The following is a 15,988-nucleotide window of genomic DNA, read 5'->3' on the forward strand; positions in this document are numbered from 1 at the left end:
CAAACGCGATAGAGCACCGCTGTACGTGAACCAAGCATTGTAGTTAGACAAGTACATAAAGCACATAGTTGGACAAGCACGACAGGGTATGCAGCACCCGAAGTTAAACAAGCGCGATAGAGCACCGCTGTACGTGAACTAGCATTGTAGTAAAACAGTGCATAAAACTCCGTAATTTTAGAAACACGACAGAGCACGCAGCACCCGCCGTCAACAAGCGCGATAGAGCACCGCAGCAATAAGCACTCTTCGTTCAACGCAAAAACGCACCACATCAAGGGGTGCGTTTTTGCGGGAACAATCTTCTTCTATCATTACTCTTCGTCTGTTACATCACTAACTGATACATGCATGTGGCTGTGCAGCTGCCGGCACTCCGGCTGATCACACACGCCATAGAAGGTAGCGATTCGATTCGTATCCACCGTATCGACTTCAGCGCTGCAATGCCTGCACAAGATGACGCCCATTTCCAACTTTTTAACGGAAGTGTTCATGCTTCACTCATCCTCTCCAGTATCAGATTGTTATGCATTTTTTATAATGATCTTCATGTAATTAATGTACAATATAAATAAATAATACACAATATATATTCATTAAATTGTTGAATTTCGTTATATATGACGTCATATTTATGAGGATAATATAAAAAAGCGCTCCATGTAGTAACATGAAGCGCTTCATGGCATGAATTTGCGAAAAATCACGCAATCACATGTTTTTTATCTTGGAAGAACTATATCGCTGTCACACATAGCTGGAGGCAATACTATTGCAAAACCCGCAAAACACGAGTTATACTAGCCATCATAAGGACGTGAAGAACACGCCGCTTCTATGCAAAGTGCCCCAATGAAGGATTGGGGTTCCATTGTATGGAGCGGCTTTTTTATTTTCTAGCGCAATCGCATTCCATCTAATACTAAGGAGGAAAAATGAACATGTCACGGTTTGATCAACAATATGAGCTCTGGATACACACGAATATTTTGAATGAAAAGAATCCCCGCAGGCTCGAAATCCTTCAGAAAGGGTTAGGCCACGGTACCGTCGAGTTTCTGCGCTCAGTGTGGTTTCCCGCAATCGGTAATTTCAATGACTTGCATCCGGAATGGGAAGTACGCGATTTCAGCAATGGTTATCGTTATTTAGACCTTGCCTACATGCCCGGTGGTGCGAGAGGAGGCATCGAAATCCAAGGATACGGCCCGCATGCCCGCGATTTGGACGTAAGAAGGTTTAAGGATTTATGCCGCCGTCACTGCTTACTGGCACTGGATGGTTGGACATTCCTTCCCATTGCTTACCCCTCCATCGTCGAAGAGCCAAAACAATGCCAGCAGCTCATTTTATCCTTCGTCGGCAGATTTGTGGCGTCAGATGTACCTGCGTCCTTAAGTTGGCTGGAGGCAGAAGCTGTCCGATTTGCGCGGCGATTGCTGCGCCCGATAACCCCATTAGAACTCGCGAATCATCTTAGGGTGAGTGACCGGCATACCCGACGCTTATTGCATAAACTGGTCAAGCTTCAGATACTGGACATAGCAAGCGGTGAACAACGAGCCCGTACCTATAAACTCCGCTTGTAACACAGTACCGACGGGAGCATGCATCAGTTCCTGCCGATACCCAAGTGACGAATAAACAAACTAGTGGACACCAGATCCGTTATTCCGAAAAAAACAGCCACTTTTCCCGTACTTCCGGACTCAGAATCCGCTATTTACTTTAAATACCACGAATTATCACCATTCTTTATGTAATAGCGGATCTGGTGTCCTCATATTGCCCAAAACCCACCCGTCGAGACGTAATAGCGGAACCTCTGTCCTCATATTACCCAACCCCACACGTCAGGACGTATAGCGGAACCTCTGTCCTCATAACGTCGCAGTAGCCCACCGCGAAACCACGCCTCATAAAAACATCTCTAAACTCCGCTCATCTCTAAAGTCAGCTTGTAACACAGTACCTGACGGGTGCACGTATCCGTTCTTGCAGTTACCCAAATGACGAATAAACAAACTAGTGGACACCAGATCCGTTATTCCGAAAAAAACAGCCACTTTTCCCGTTCTTCCGGACTCAGAATCCCCTATTTACGTATAAAACCACAAACTATCACCCTTCTCTATGTAATAGCGGAACTGGTGTCCTCATATTGCCCAAAACCCACCCATCCAGACGTAATAGCGGAACTTCTGTCCTCATATTACCCAAACCCACCCGTCAGGACGTACAGCGGAACCTCTGTCCTCATAACGTCGCAGTAGCCCACCGCGAAACCATGCCTCATAAAAACATCTCTAAACTCCGCTCATCTCTAAAGTCAGCTTGTAACACAGTACCTGACGGGTGCATGCATCAGTTCCTGCAGATACCCAAGTGACGAATAAACATACTAGTGGACACCAGATCCGTTATTCCGAAAAAAACAGCCACTTTTCCCGTACTTCCGGACTCAGAATCCGCTATTTACTTAAAAAACCACAAATTATCGCCCTTCTCTATGCAATAGCGGAACTGGTGTCCTCATATTGCCCTAAACCCACCCATCCAGACGTAATAGCGGAACCTCTGTCCTCATATTACCCTAAACCCACCCTACGAGACGTAATAGCGAACCTTAGTCCTCATAACGTTGGAGTAGTCAATTCAATCCAGCTGATAAACCCTGAGTCCCATATAACGGAATCTGTTCAGTTCGGCACCATCATCCGGTTTTGCAGCGTCGTCAGCATCTCATCCCAATAACGCCTCATGATCTCTCTCATATAAACATCATCCAGCATCTCCTGGTGAATCGCGATGGTTGTTTTTCCAGTCTTCGTGGACAACACATAGATTTGCAGCCGGGACGGGTTGTCCCACTCCTTGCGTTTCCAAGTCAAGCGCAGCTTATGGTAGGGTACGACCACCGTAATTTTGCCGGACACGCCTTCCTTCGATTCATACTCATGCCCGACCTGCAGCTCCAGAGAAGGAACATCCCCGATCCATAATGACAGCCCCTCGGAAGACATGAGGAAATCCCAAACCCTCTCTTTTGTCGCGGCTATCGTCTTTCTGACCCCGATCTGCACCCCGGCATCTTTGGATAAGCCGACGGGCACCCGCCCCATGACCTGCTCATACATGACGGCGATCCACTCGCCCCATTCCCCGGATACTTGATGCTGCTCAACGATATGGTTTCGGATCTGCTCATGTGACCAGAGCGGGCCCACTTCCTGCCCAAGGGCCACAATCCATTCCTCCCACGAACGTTCGGTTGCTTTCATCACTTCTTGTTTAAAAATCGTGCCTGCCATCGAGCTCTCTCCTCCCTGACGCTATCTGTTGGAGTTCATTATATAATACAAACACTGACAAAGAAGGTCAGTGTTTATCTTCAGGATTGATAATATTTCAAGAGGGACTCCGCAATGTCGATCATGCCTGATTTCAGTTCCTCGGGCCCGATGATTCGAATCTTCCCGCCAAATGACAATAGGTAGTAGGCAACTTGCGTGTATAACATATGCTCATCCAGCCTGAACACCGCATGCTCCGCCGTACGTTCGACGAGGGCTTGACTGAGCAGCCAATGCGCGCATAAATCGTCCAAAGCTTGAGGGAGGCCTTGGATATGTACGGAAACCAAATGAGGATTGGATTCGGAACCTTGCTCCGATAACAAGCTGTCCAATACGTATTCCCGCGGGGAAAACGACGCCGGACGGTCAAACGCGTTGTCGGTATGCCGGATATCGCGCATACGGTCGACGCGGAAGCAGCGAATTTCACCGCGCAGATGGCAATGGCCCACCGCGTACCATTTGCTTTTCCAATGGACGAGTCCGTAAGGATCCAGGATACGTGGTTGTGTTATAACGTCATAGCCTGTGGCGTAGTCGATCTCGAGGCTCGATTGCCGGTCGATCCCCGCCTCAATCTCATGCAGTATCCTGGTAAGCGAAGAAGCTGTAGGAGGATGGATGGCCTCAATACTGCTTTCGTGGCGCTCCAAACGCTCCAGCTGCTCGGAATTCGTATATCGTTTTATTTTGGAAACGGCTCGATTAAGCGGCTCTTCGGATGGATAACCCGCTTCCCGTGCGAATGCGGCGGCATGAAGAAGCGCCCTTTGCTCATCGGCCTCAAAAAACAGCGGCTCCAGCTTGATATGCTCCGGGATGGAGTAGCCTCCATCGCGCCCAATCTCGGATACGACAGGCACGCCGGACATGCAGAGCGCGTCAATGCATCGGTAAACCGTCCGGATATGTACACCCAGCTCCTCCGATAGTTGTTTAGCGGTCATTCTTCTTCGCGATTTCAGCAGCCATAGCATCGCCAGCATATTATCGGCTTTAGACATCGTTATGCAGCAGCCCTTCCCTTGGAATTCATATATGTGATCACATTATATATCACTTCCTAGTAGAAGGTTTAGAGATTTCTTCCTGCTTAATCCGGATGGTAATCACTGATTCCCCACGTTCTAATGAGAAAAGCCAACCCTCTGCAGGATCGGCTAGTCAATGAGTACATCGTGCGGCACTGCTACCTGTGTCCGCACGGTGAGTGGTCCGGGGCATGCTTGAATGTCTGTCTATACCTTGAATGTCTCTCTATATCCTTGGATGGCTGCTATATCCTTGAATGATGCCTAACTTCATCAGCTCTCATAATCATGCCCGCCGTGAATGATGCCTAACTTCATCAGCTGTCATAATCATGCCCGCCGTGAATGATGACTTTTCCTCAATGATCATGGTCCACCGTGATGACAACGCTGCCCCTCTTGCGTCCTTCATCCACATACCGGTGCGCCTCGGCCATTTGCTCCAATGCATACCTTCTGTCGATGACCGGCTTGATCTTTCCCGTTCCCAGCAGCTCCGCTAGCAATCTCAGATCCTCCATCAGCACCTTGGCCACCCCCTGCCCTTCAACGGTTACATAGCTCCCGCCCGGGGTGAGCAAATGCTTGCATTTGGATTTTGGCAGTTTACCGACTGCGTCCAGAATAATGTCGTATCGATCTCCGGTCGTCGTAATGTCCTCTTTGGTATAATCAAGGACCCGATCGGCTCCGAGCGACCTCACCAGCCCCATATTCACGGCACTGCAAACGCCGGTTACCTCTGCTCCATAATGTTGCTTAGCAAGCTGTACGGCTAACGTCCCAACCGCACCGGACGCTCCATAAATCAGAACCTTGTGCCCCTGCCGGATATTCCCTTTTCTAAGAAAATGCAGGGCCGTCGTTCCTCCGAAAGATACGGCGGCGGCATCGTCATAAGTCACATGATCGGGCTTTAACAGCAATAACGCATCTTCACGCATGCAGATATATTGGGCATACGTACCGAATCGCATTCCCCTGAATGCCAAGACCTGATCGCCTACCTTGAATTGCGTAACATCCCTGCCAATCGCTTCGACTTCCCCCGCCAGCTCTACCCCGAGTATCGGTTGTCTTGGCTTTCTCAAACCCAGCACCAGCCGCATGGGAATCCTGTACAAAAGAGGACTGCGAAATCCCCGCACGCGGCAATCCCCCGAATTGACGGTGGTTGCATAAATTTTGATTCGAATTTCGCGATCCTTTGGGATCGGCTTCTCTACCTCTTGCAGCTGTAAAACATCCGGTGCTCCATAAGCGGTGCATACCATTGCTTTCATGGGTTTCCTCCAAACTGGCATTTGCAATCAGTATATCTGCCGTCAGGTACCGGAACATAGATACTTAAGTATGGTTTTCTTATGGACAGCACAGTATGGTTCTCTCATGAATAGCGGTATAGGAAGGGAGATAGCCATGGATGAATATGTATACTACGATTGTCACCTTATAGTAAACCCAGCTCTCGCGCTCGCGCTACAGCTTCGGTACGGCGCGTGGCCTGGAGTTTATCGAAAATCATCCGGTTATGCCCTTTCACGGTGCTGAGCGTAACAAAAAGCCTCTCGCTAATCTGACGATTCGATAGCCCCTCGGCAATGAGACGCAGAACCTCCATCTCCCGCCGGCTTAACGGCTCAATCAGAGAATCCGCAGGCTGAACAAACCCAGGAACGAATACGGATGTGACTCCACGTTTCAGTCCCTCAGCCTCAAATGCATGCAGCAATCGCTCCAGATAGTCATGGATGGGCCATAACAGCTTCTGCTCCGGTTTGTCTACGGCTCCTCTTAAGGGCAGCTGTTTCGGTTTGTCTACAGCTTCACTTAACAGCTTCTGCTTCGATTTGTTTACAGCTTCGCTTAATGGCCAATGCTTCGGCTTATTTATCTTCTGCCTCATTTTGCTCAAAGCTGCTGCGTTGATCAATTCCCGCATCGGCTCCCCTTCATCGATAAACATCCGGATGAAGCCGCCCGGCTCGCCCATCTCCAGCACATCCACAATAACTTGTGCCGCTCTCCGTTTCTCCCCACAGGCGTGAAGGGCCAAAGCCTGCAGCACCATCACCTTAAGCTGTTCGTTCATCCATTCTTTAACTTCCATATCCGTCCGCAGTTGTTCGAGGATCACCAGCGCTGTCGCCGTATCCCCCTGTGCCAGCAGCACCCTGGCTAGGCTTAGCTTGAGCTCAAACCTCTGGGCAAGCTGCAACGCTGAACTGACATCCCCTTGCTGCAGCAGGGCAAGCACCTGTGCCTCGGCAATATGGGGCAGCTGATGCGTGAAATGATGCTGACGGGCGAAGTGATCCGCCTTGGCTAACATGGCAGCCGCTTCGCTCACCGCTCCCCGTGTAAGCTTCAGCCTTGCGAGAAACACCTCGCAGGCCACGCCCCTGTCGATATGCTCGAACTGCCCGGCCAAGCGGAGGGCCAGCTGTCCATGCTGTTCCGCGGCATCCAGATCATTCCACTCGCTGCATATTCGGGCTAGGCCCAGATGTGCTTCGCATGCTGCCGGCAGTGGAGGATCGCCCGCCAAATCCAGAACGCGCCGATACGTCTCGGCCGCAACATATAACTGATTCTCCGCTTCCTGAATCATTCCGAGTCCGAGCGTCGCCATCATGTTGATCGTGATGTGCCCAATCTTCTGACTGATGATCACGGCTTCCCGATACGCCTTGCCAGCAGCGGCCCGTTCCCCCTGCAGCTGGTAGGCATATCCCAGCGTCCATATCGTCGCTGTGCGCACGGGCAGATTATGCGGACTCAAAAATTCCAAGGCCCGGCGCGATTCCGCCATGATGGTTTCCGTCTGATGTTGACTGACAGCAAGCGTGGCACGTATGGAGGCGATATGCCCTATAAGATCCCGGGTATAATCGTCCTCCGCAGCTTGCAGATAGGTTTCGGCGGCTTGAAGTTTAGGTTCGATACCGGTCATTTGACCGACCATTAACATGGTGGAAGCATGCATGACATGTAGCGCGGGCCTTGCATCCATCTCCTCCTTAGGCAAGGAATCCAGCCAATGGAGCACAGGGCCTATTGCCCCACGGAAGATCAAAGGTATCCCCTTCCCTTCAATAAGGCGTGCGGCGCGATCCACATCCGAAGCGGCAATCGCATGCTGGAAAGCTTCCAGCAGAAGATCTTGACGTTCATGCCATTCGCTGGCACGACGATGCAATTCGGACACGTCCCTCTCTCCGCCAACCGCAGAAGCACCCGTTCGGGTCAGACGCTGCCGAAGCGCATCCGAGAACAAATGGTGATATCGGTACCAGCGCCTCTCCGTGTCCAGCGGAACGATGAACAGGTTGACGCGCTCCAGGTACTCCAGGGTTTCTTGCCCGGAGATGGCGCTCAGCCGAGAATCACGAGCTCCGCTCCGAAGAACGTAGTCACACAATGGACCACACAACCGCTCAAGAATGGAGGTGTTTAGCAAAAAATCCTGAATATCCTCGGGCTGCTGCTGCAGTGCTTCTTCAACCAGGTAGTCCAGTACGTCACGGTGCTTGCCGCCGAAGGATCGGATAAAGGTGGCAGCGTCGTGATGGCCCTGCAAAGACAGCGCCGCTAATTGCAGGCCGGCAATCCAGCCCTCCGTGCGCGATTCGAGGAGCGCTGCATCCTCCGCCGACAAATCCAGTCCCATGGAGCGGCGCAGAAATTCAGAGGCTTCATCGGATGTGAAGCGCAAGTCTGATGTCCGCACTTCCGTCAACTGGTCCCGGACACGCAGCCGGGCCAAGGGCAGAGCGAGATCCTGGCGGCTGGCGATAACCACATGCATCTGCGGCGGCATGTGCTCGATGAGAAAATCAAGAGCGCTGTCTATCGCTTTGGAATCCAACACGTGGTAATCGTCAAGAACCAGAATGAATCGATTCGGCAGGGCCGCTATGTGGTTAAGGATGGCCGTGACGATACCTTCGAGCGGCAGAGGAAGAGGGGATGGCGCTTGGAGTTTGCTCATGATGCCCTCTCCGATTTCAACCCCGACGGTTTGCAGGGCGGCCACAAGATAAGCCAGGAATCTTGCGGGTTCACGATCCCCCTCCTCCAAAGACAACCAGGCGACGGGCAGCGGGGAATCTTTAATCCATTGGCTGAGCAGCGTAGTTTTACCGCAGCCTGCAGAGGCAGAAATCATAGTGAGCTTGCGCTGCAGACGCAGTCCCTCGTTCAAACCCTCGATTAGGCGGGGGCGAAGAACAGCCCTCGATCGGGGAGATGGTATATACAATTTTGTAGACAAAATAGGCGTGGACATCATAACCCCCGTTATGCCGTCATTGCAGCATTTTTTAACATATATATTATGATAAAGTGTTCGACAGCCTCCCGGTTTTCCCTCTTGTGCGCGATATTCGCTTGCTGCAGTCAAACGCAGAAGCATGATTTACAGGGTTAGGCATACGATGTATCCGAAATGCTGGAAGCCCTGTAATTGAACCCATCATTCATGCAAAAGGAGGTTTTTCAGATGAAAATTCACCATTCGATTCCTTGGCGTGACAATCTGTATCTGTTCAACTATCGAAGCGTACATACCGAGCCAGTGGAATATTTTCATTATCATGAAGGGTTGGAGATTCTGTACATTCACGAAGGCGCCGGAAGATATTTCGTCGATAATCAAACGTACTCGCTCAAGCCTGGCACCTTGGTGTTGATTAAACCTTTTCAAATTCACCATATTGAAGTCAGCGTACCACCGAATTACATTCGCAGCCTGCTGAAAATCAAAGCCTCCGTCATCGAGCGTTTCCTCACCGCACTCCTACAGTTAACAACCGCGGTTTCACAATTGCTGGAGCATCCGTGGTCCAATCAGGTGTTTCATTTGTCGCTCAAGGATTCCATATATTTGGAAAATCAGTTTCTGCAATTGCATGAAATGCTGGCCACCGTTCCGCCCAAGGTTCAGAAGGAAGTTGTTGCCTTGTTTTTATTTCATTTCTTCACCTACTTCAGTAGCCATATTTACCCGGCGGATCGTAGCGGGGGCTTCAAGTATCCTGCTCCCGCTGCTTCGATCGAGCCTGTCGGCGCCATGGTAAGGTGGATCGGCAAGCACTATCATCTATCCTTCACGATTAACGAAATGGCTGCGGAGCTTCATTTCTCTCCCAGTTATTTGTCCAAGCTGTTCAAAGAACAGATGGGCATGACCATCATCGAATATACGAACAACAAGCGCTTGGAGGAAGCCAGAACGCTTCTTGGCTTGCCGTCTCTGACAATCGAAGACGTCAGTAAACAGGCCGGATTCAACTACCCCTCGTATTTTATCGCCATGTTCAAGAAAAAGTACGGTTTGACGCCTCTTCACTATCGAATGCAGACGGAATTATGATATTTTCAAGCAGCAATGTGGTATGGGGATTGGATTATAATTAGAGCGCTTAAACAATGATTCTGATCCCTGTTAAGTGAGGTGATGTGTTTCGCACAGAAAGAATTGTAGGCAATTCATGCGACAGTACGGTGAATCGTGTCCAAAATAGCGAGGAGGTTTCATGATGATCAAGCCATCCTTCAAGTTTGGCATCGTATCCTTATTTTGCTTCATGCTTGTATTTGCATTCTACCCTGGTCATATTGTAAAGGCGGCAACCAAAACGGTCCCGGCCGGTGACGTCGCGACGCTGCGGAGCTACCTAGCCAGCGCGAATCCCGGTGACATTATTGAAGTATCCGGGACCTACTCGGTGTCGGATGGAACCATTGCAACCTCCCGGAACGGATCGTCAGGCAATTACATTACGATTCGCGGCACGGGCAGCGGAGCCACTTTTCATTTCACCGCATCGGCAGGCAATGCGGCTTTCCATATCAAGAACAGCTATTATAAGCTGGAGAATGTGACGATCAACTCCAACTCCAAATCAAACAAAGGCCTGCTGATTGAGGCCTCTCACGGCTACGTTACCAACGTAACGGTCAAAAATACGACGGCAGAAGCGTTCAAGATTCGGAAAAACAGCCAGTACTGGCTTGTCTCGAACAGTACCGCCCATAGCGCGGGGCAAGGCGGGAAGTTCGGCGAGGGCTTCTATGTGGGGGATGCCGATCAGAACTGGACCACACTGCCCAATCCGGATCGAAGCGGATATATTACGTTCCTGAATTGCAGCGCCATACAGACCAAAAACGACGGCTTTGATTTTAAAGAGGGTACGCATCATATCAAAGTGATCGGCAGCACGGTTGACTTTCAGAATACAGTGCCGGAGTCGACCGTGGGCAACAACGGAATATTCATGCGGGCCAATGACGTACAGATCATCAACACCACCGTCAAAAACAATGCGGCCACGGGCCAGGCATTCAGAACAAGCAAAACCACGGCCTCGGACGGAGTGTCCTACGGAAGCAATCTGGAGCTTAAGAACGTAACCGCATCGAATATTTCGGGAGCGATGATTTACACGAACTATACGTCGAACAAATTGTATACCGACTATACCATGACCGGTGTTGCCGGAGGACTCTACGCTTCCGGCTCCAAAACAGCGACTTCTTCCAATCCGTCCTCCTTCGTGGAGATGACGTGGAGCGGCGAAGGCGGAGATACTTACGGCTTCTAGCCAAAAGATATGCAGGCCACCTTATGGGTTTTCTTCAGGTGGCCTGCTGCTTCATGTTTTCCTAAGCGAATGGCATAATCCGCTCTCATCTCCAATGATCGGATTTACGAAGAAAATGAGCAGATCAACAACGCTTCCCGGATCGTCTCGGCTACAATATCCGCTGCCGTTTGTCCTGCAGTCAGGCCTCTGGTGCCTTGCCCCGCCCACAATGACATATACTCCGGATTGTCTTGGCGATAAGCCGCGTTTCGGATGTCGCGGGTCACCGTATTCTGCGTAGGAAAAGGCAGCGGCTCTATGCCGCTCTGGTCCCATTGCCGGATGAATGCATTGCGGATGCCCCTTGCAGGCCGTCCCGAGAACGCTTTGGTGATCACCGTGCTCTCTTCCGTACTCTGAAGGAGCGCTTGCTTATAAACCTCATGCGCACCCGATTCGACTGCGGTCAGGAATCGCGTCCCCATCTGAACGCCTTGGGCTCCAAGAACAAGCGAAGCTGCGAGCCCGCGTCCATCCATCACGCCTCCGGCGGCAATAACGGGGATCTTGATGTGATCCACGATTTGCGGTACCAAGGCAAACGTTCCGATCTGGGCCCCCATCGGGTGCTCCGAAATATCAAACGTTCCACGGTGTCCCCCCGCTTCGCTGCCTTGGGCAACGACGGCATCACACCCAGCCTGCTCAGCCAGCATGGCTTCGCGGACTGTGGTAGCCATCGCAACAACCCGAAGCCTAGCCGCTTTTGCTTGCTGCATATGAGGCTCATCCAGAATCCCGAATGCCGTACTGATGACAGGCACCTTCTCTTCGATCAGAACCGCGAATTGCTGCTCGAACCAATCCGGGGTTGCTACGTGGTCCTTGCCCGCATGGAGAATGCCAAGATCATCCCGCATCCGGTTTAACTCCTGTTGAACCTCTCCGATTCGCTCATGGCGATCCCGGGCACCCGGCACAAAAAGGTTGACGGCAAAAGGCTGATCCGTCCGCTTGCGGATTTCCTGAATGCTGTCGCGAATGGCAGCCGGCTCCATGTAAGCCGCACCCAGCGTGCCGAGTCCGCCTGCGTTGGATACGGCGGCGACCAGTTCTACTGTTGTCGGTCCTCCGGCCATCCCTGCCTGCAAGAGCGGATAACGGATTTGGAACAGCTCGCACAGCTCGGTCTGCAGTTGAATGTTCATGATATCATCTACCTCCTTTAACACTACAAATATTATCCTATTAAATGAGAGAAACTTTCAAATAAAAGAAAAACGCCAATAGGCCAACCTAAAGATTCTGGATAACCTGGTAATATGAAAGCCGCTAAGCACATGAAACGTGTTTAGCGGCTTTTTATGGGTGTTTTCGTCCAGGGAGACCGTTCTCCCCGATGGTTACAACGTCTTCTAGGACATTTTCACCAAGCTGTAGTTTTTCTTGCCTTTGCGAATGATGATGAAGCGGCCGCCGATCGCTTGGTCGGCTGTCACCTCGTGACCGACGTCGCTGATACGCTCGCCGTTCATCGAGATGGCGCCTTTGGTAATATCCTCACGAGCTTGCCGCTTGGATGGCTCGATGCCCAGATCCACAAGCCAGTCCACGATATTCTTCGTTTCCGGCGTGGCTTCGAAAGTCGGCATCTCCTTAAATCCCTGCTCGATCTCATCGGCCGTAAGGGATTTAATATCGCCGCTGAACAAAGCCGCCGTAATGCGCTTAGCCTGCTCCAGCATCTCTTCGCCGTGCACGAATCTCGTCATTTCCTCAGCCAGCATTTTTTGCGCTTCGCGTTTATGCGGCTCGCTCTGCACCTTTTCGGCCAATTCGTCAATTTGCTCTTTGGTCAAGAAGGTGAAGTACTTCAGGTATTTCACAACGTCGCGGTCGTCGGTGTTCGCCCAGAACTGGTAGAACTCGAACGGCGTCGTTTTGTTCGGGTCGAGCCAGATCGCGCCGCCGGCCGTTTTGCCGAACTTCGTGCCGTCGGCCTTCAACATGAGCGGTATGGTCAGGCCGAATGCTTTTGCTTCGGGCCCTTCTTTCTTCCGGATCAGATCCAGGCCGCTTGTAATGTTGCCCCATTGGTCCGATCCGCCGATTTGCAGCTGCACGTCCTCATGCTGGTACAGATGCAGGTAGTCGACCGACTGCAGGATTTGGTATGAGAATTCCGTAAACGAAATCCCGCTGTCAAGCCGGCTCGCAACCACGTCCTTCGCCAGCATCGAGTTAATGCTGAAGTTCTTGCCGTAATCGCGCAGGAATTCGATGATGTTGATTTTATGCGTCCAGTCGTAGTTGTTAACCATGCGGATTTGATTGTCACCCTCGGTTACGAAGAGCTTTTTCATTTGCACGGTCAGCGCGTCAACGTTAGCCTGAACCTGCTCCAGCGTCTGCAGGGAGCGCTCAGTTTGACGTCCGCTTGGATCCCCGATGGTGCCTGTCGCTCCCCCGATCAGAATGACCGGACGATGGCCGGCAAGCTGGAAGCGTTTGAGCATGATAAAGGGAATCAGGTGACCGATATGCATGCTGTCGCCCGTTGGGTCCACGCCGCAGTACAGCGAGATGGATTTTTCATTCGTAAGCTCCCGGAGGCCTTCGGCATCCGTCTGTTGGTTGATCGCATCGCGCCATTCCAGTTCGTCGATAATATTCACAGTGTTAACACTCCTTTTAGTTCAGTAATTTCCTTATAACGAAACGTCCAACTCGTTGAAAAACAAAAAATCGCCCCTTGTCTGTATAGACATAGGGACGATTGTTAACCGTGTTACCACCCTGATTGCACGAATGATCTGCACGCTGCCGCGCGTCATTCATGCCGCTCATTAGACGAGATATCGTTCGTCGTTTCCGCTCGGCATTACCCGAGATACTCCAGAGTGTATTTCGCCGCCTTGGTGTGTACCGGGTTCCATCATCCCCCGGCTTTCTAGAACAGGGACCAAGCTGCTACTGGGCTCTTTCAACGTATGTCGCTTATAAGATTACAGACAGTATAGTGAATTAATAAATCGATGTCAACCTGCGTTTCGGACGGAAGTCCTGCTTTCTCCGACAGGATGGGTAAACGCCGTTAGGCGAGCCCCCTTGGTATCAAGTGCGGCGCATGTACGCACGAACCGTAATGGGAGCAAAGATCGCCACGATAACCGCGGCACCAACCAAGGATATCGTGAGATCCCAGCCCACAGTGCCAGCGTTGGTGAGATCCCGAACGGCTGTTACAAGATGCGAGATCGGATTCATATTGACGAACCACTGCAGCCAGCCCGGCATCGTATCCACCGGCACAAACGCGTTGGAGAGAAACGTGAGCGGAAACAGCACGATCATCGATATCCCCTGCACGCCGGAGGCAGATCTTGCAATCACGCCGCAGAAAGCAAAAATCCAGCTAATGGCCCATGAGCACAAAATGACGACCAACCCCGCAAGCGCAACATAACCCAAGCCGCCCTCAGGCCGGTACCCCATAATATATCCCATCGTAAAGGTAAGCACCGTCGCAATGGTATACCGAATCGTGTCTGCCAGCAGGGCGCCCGCCAGCGGTGCGATGCGTGCAATCGGCAGCGATTTGAATCGGTCGAATACGCCTTTATCCATATCCTCGCGCAGTTGAACGCCTGTGACGACGGAGGTCGTAATCACGGTCTGGACGAGGATGCCGGGAATGATGACGGGCAAATAACTCGCCACGTCACCGGAGATGGCGCCCCCAAAAATATAGGTGAACATCAGCGTAAAAATAATGGGCTGAAACGTGACGTCAAACAACTGCTCGGGCGTGCGCCGGAGCTTCAGCAGCCCGCGGTAAGCCATGGTCAACGAATTTCGGACCGTCTGACCCAAACTCGTGCGGTTCTTAAGCTGACGTTCCGTCCCAGGCTGAATCATGGAGCTGCTCATACCCGTGCCACCTCTCGATCATTGGATTCATAAGACCCTTGGGCAGCGTCTTCCTTCACGCCGTGGCCGGTGATCGTCAGGAACACCTCATCCAGGGTCGGCTTCTGCACGCTCATCTCGGACAAGCCGATTCCTGCCGTTCGCAGCTCGATCAACAGGTCTGTAACAAGACCCGCATTTGCCATCGGCGCCGTTATCTTTCCGGCTTCCGGCGATACATTGGCATGGACGCCTAACACTTGTTCCACGGTATGGCGGGCGCGATCCATGTCAACCGAATCCTCGACAGTCAAATGCAGCGAGGAAGTGCCTACCGACATCTTCAGTTCATCGGCCGTACCCTCGGCCACAACCCGGCCGTAATCGATAACGGCGATGCGGTCTGCCAGCTGGTCCGCCTCCTCGAGATACTGCGTGGTCAGCAATACCGTTGAACCGGTATTCACCAATCGGCGGATCGTATCCCACATCTGGGAACGCGTCCTTGGATCCAGCCCCGTCGTCGGCTCATCCAGGAAGATGAGCGGTGGCTGGGCAATCAGGCTTGCCGCCAGATCCAGTCTTCTCCGCATGCCGCCGGAGAAATTTTTTAGCGGCCGCTTCGCGGCTTCCGACAAACCGAATTCCTCAAGCAGCTCTTCCGCCTTGCGCCTTGCCTCCTTACGCCCCAAACCAAGCAAACGGGAGAATATAATCAGATTCTCCGTAGCGCTGAGCGATTCGTCCACCGACGCGTATTGGCCGGTTACCCCGATCAACTGACGGACAATCTGCGATTCCGCCTGCACGTCATGTCCGAAGATTCGGGCCGAACCCGCATCCGGTCTTAGCAAGGTCGCCAGCATTCGGATGGTGGTCGTCTTGCCTGCCCCATTCGGGCCAAGCACACCGTAGATCGTTCCGGTACGCACGTTCAGATCCACGCCATCCACGGCGCGGTTATCGCCGAATGTTTTGACCAGTCCGTAAGCCTCAACGGCCAAGTCGCCAGGTTTTGGTTCTATTTTCTTTTTGTATGCATGCTCCATTATGATTTCCTCCTCTTCGCTAATGGATGATGATTGAATCGTAGCACCCC

12 protein-coding genes and 1 other annotated feature are annotated in these 15,988 nt (G+C 51.8%); of the genes, 3 read left to right on the forward strand and 9 right to left on the reverse strand.

Translation table 11 applies throughout. From position 1 onward, the window contains the following. Positions 1-314: 314 nt before the first annotated feature. Positions 315-497 carry a GapA-binding peptide SR1P gene (locus ACPV3A_RS03635; protein WP_194544051.1) on the reverse strand — a complete coding sequence of 61 codons (183 nt, stop codon included), beginning with the start codon at positions 495-497 and terminating at the stop codon, positions 315-317. A 447-nt stretch (positions 498-944) separates the two neighbouring features. On the opposite strand from ACPV3A_RS03635, the gene ACPV3A_RS03640 reads away from it, so the two are divergent. Beyond that, positions 945-1,592 (forward strand): transcriptional regulator, encoded by a 648-nt coding sequence (locus ACPV3A_RS03640; RefSeq protein ID WP_339294643.1) that lies wholly within the window; start codon positions 945-947, stop codon positions 1,590-1,592. 1,110 nt (positions 1,593-2,702) lie between these two features. Here ACPV3A_RS03640 and ACPV3A_RS03645 read toward each other — a convergent pair. The 4 genes from ACPV3A_RS03645 to ACPV3A_RS03660 all read right to left on the reverse strand — a co-directional run bounded on the left by ACPV3A_RS03645 (position 2,703) and on the right by ACPV3A_RS03660 (position 8,678). Continuing rightward, positions 2,703-3,314: an SRPBCC domain-containing protein gene (locus tag ACPV3A_RS03645; protein WP_339294644.1), complete on the reverse strand. Its 612-nt coding sequence runs from the start codon at positions 3,312-3,314 to the stop codon at positions 2,703-2,705. A gap of 80 nt (positions 3,315-3,394) precedes the next feature. Further along, positions 3,395-4,363: a helix-turn-helix transcriptional regulator gene (locus ACPV3A_RS03650; protein ID WP_426198181.1), complete on the reverse strand. Its 969-nt coding sequence runs from the start codon at positions 4,361-4,363 to the stop codon at positions 3,395-3,397. A gap of 386 nt (positions 4,364-4,749) precedes the next feature. Continuing rightward, positions 4,750-5,673: an NAD(P)-dependent alcohol dehydrogenase gene (locus ACPV3A_RS03655; RefSeq protein WP_194544055.1), complete on the reverse strand. Its 924-nt coding sequence runs from the start codon at positions 5,671-5,673 to the stop codon at positions 4,750-4,752. 167 nt (positions 5,674-5,840) lie between these two features. Next, positions 5,841-8,678 carry a LuxR C-terminal-related transcriptional regulator gene (locus ACPV3A_RS03660; RefSeq protein WP_426198182.1) on the reverse strand — a complete coding sequence of 946 codons (2,838 nt, stop codon included), beginning with the start codon at positions 8,676-8,678 and terminating at the stop codon, positions 5,841-5,843. Positions 8,679-8,891: 213 nt separating this feature from the next. Between ACPV3A_RS03660 and ACPV3A_RS03665 the strand changes: the two genes are divergently transcribed. Together ACPV3A_RS03665 and ACPV3A_RS03670 are read left to right on the forward strand one after the other, a co-directional pair. Further along, on the forward strand, positions 8,892-9,764 hold the full coding sequence (locus ACPV3A_RS03665) for an AraC family transcriptional regulator (RefSeq protein WP_426198183.1): 873 nt from the start codon (positions 8,892-8,894) through the stop codon (positions 9,762-9,764). Positions 9,765-9,930: 166 nt separating this feature from the next. Next, the gene (locus ACPV3A_RS03670) at positions 9,931-10,998 is read left to right on the forward strand and encodes a hypothetical protein (protein ID WP_426198184.1); all 1,068 of its coding nucleotides are present in this window, start codon (positions 9,931-9,933) and stop codon (positions 10,996-10,998) included. Between the two features lie 104 nt (positions 10,999-11,102). Here ACPV3A_RS03670 and ACPV3A_RS03675 read toward each other — a convergent pair whose 3' ends face one another. The 4 genes from ACPV3A_RS03675 to tetA(58) form a co-directional block, all read right to left on the reverse strand. After that, entirely contained in the window at positions 11,103-12,188 is a 1,086-nt protein-coding gene (locus ACPV3A_RS03675) for an NAD(P)H-dependent flavin oxidoreductase (protein ID WP_426198185.1), read from the reverse strand. A gap of 207 nt (positions 12,189-12,395) precedes the next feature. Further along, entirely contained in the window at positions 12,396-13,655 is a 1,260-nt protein-coding gene (gene tyrS, locus ACPV3A_RS03680) for a tyrosine--tRNA ligase (protein WP_194544057.1), read from the reverse strand. A gap of 90 nt (positions 13,656-13,745) precedes the next feature. After that, positions 13,746-13,976 (reverse strand) — a binding site (T-box leader). Between the two features lie 118 nt (positions 13,977-14,094). Then, entirely contained in the window at positions 14,095-14,910 is an 816-nt protein-coding gene (gene tetB(58), locus ACPV3A_RS03685; protein WP_071223302.1) for a tetracycline efflux ABC transporter Tet(58) subunit B, read from the reverse strand. Next, entirely contained in the window at positions 14,907-15,938 is a 1,032-nt protein-coding gene (tetA(58), locus tag ACPV3A_RS03690) for a tetracycline efflux ABC transporter Tet(58) subunit A (protein WP_220684216.1), read from the reverse strand. The genes tetB(58) and tetA(58) overlap by 4 nt, the downstream gene beginning before the upstream one ends. Positions 15,939-15,988 lie beyond the last annotated feature (50 nt).

Source organism: Paenibacillus sp. Dod16 (assembly GCF_049893405.1).
Classification (GTDB): domain Bacteria; phylum Bacillota; class Bacilli; order Paenibacillales; family Paenibacillaceae; genus Paenibacillus_AQ.

Excerpts from the sequence above, each read along its gene's own strand:
- ACPV3A_RS03635 (WP_194544051.1), bottom strand. The coding sequence starts at position 497 with ATGAACACTTCCGTTAAAAAGTTGGAAATGGGCGTCATCTTGTGCAGG.
- ACPV3A_RS03640 (WP_339294643.1), top strand. The coding sequence starts at position 945 with ATGTCACGGTTTGATCAACAATATGAGCTCTGGATACACACGAATATT.
- ACPV3A_RS03645 (WP_339294644.1), bottom strand. The coding sequence starts at position 3,314 with ATGGCAGGCACGATTTTTAAACAAGAAGTGATGAAAGCAACCGAACGT.
- ACPV3A_RS03650 (WP_426198181.1), bottom strand. The coding sequence starts at position 4,363 with ATGTCTAAAGCCGATAATATGCTGGCGATGCTATGGCTGCTGAAATCG.
- ACPV3A_RS03655 (WP_194544055.1), bottom strand. The coding sequence starts at position 5,673 with ATGAAAGCAATGGTATGCACCGCTTATGGAGCACCGGATGTTTTACAG.
- ACPV3A_RS03660 (WP_426198182.1), bottom strand. The coding sequence starts at position 8,678 with ATGTCCACGCCTATTTTGTCTACAAAATTGTATATACCATCTCCCCGA.
- ACPV3A_RS03665 (WP_426198183.1), top strand. The coding sequence starts at position 8,892 with ATGAAAATTCACCATTCGATTCCTTGGCGTGACAATCTGTATCTGTTC.
- ACPV3A_RS03670 (WP_426198184.1), top strand. The coding sequence starts at position 9,931 with ATGATCAAGCCATCCTTCAAGTTTGGCATCGTATCCTTATTTTGCTTC.
- ACPV3A_RS03675 (WP_426198185.1), bottom strand. The coding sequence starts at position 12,188 with ATGAACATTCAACTGCAGACCGAGCTGTGCGAGCTGTTCCAAATCCGT.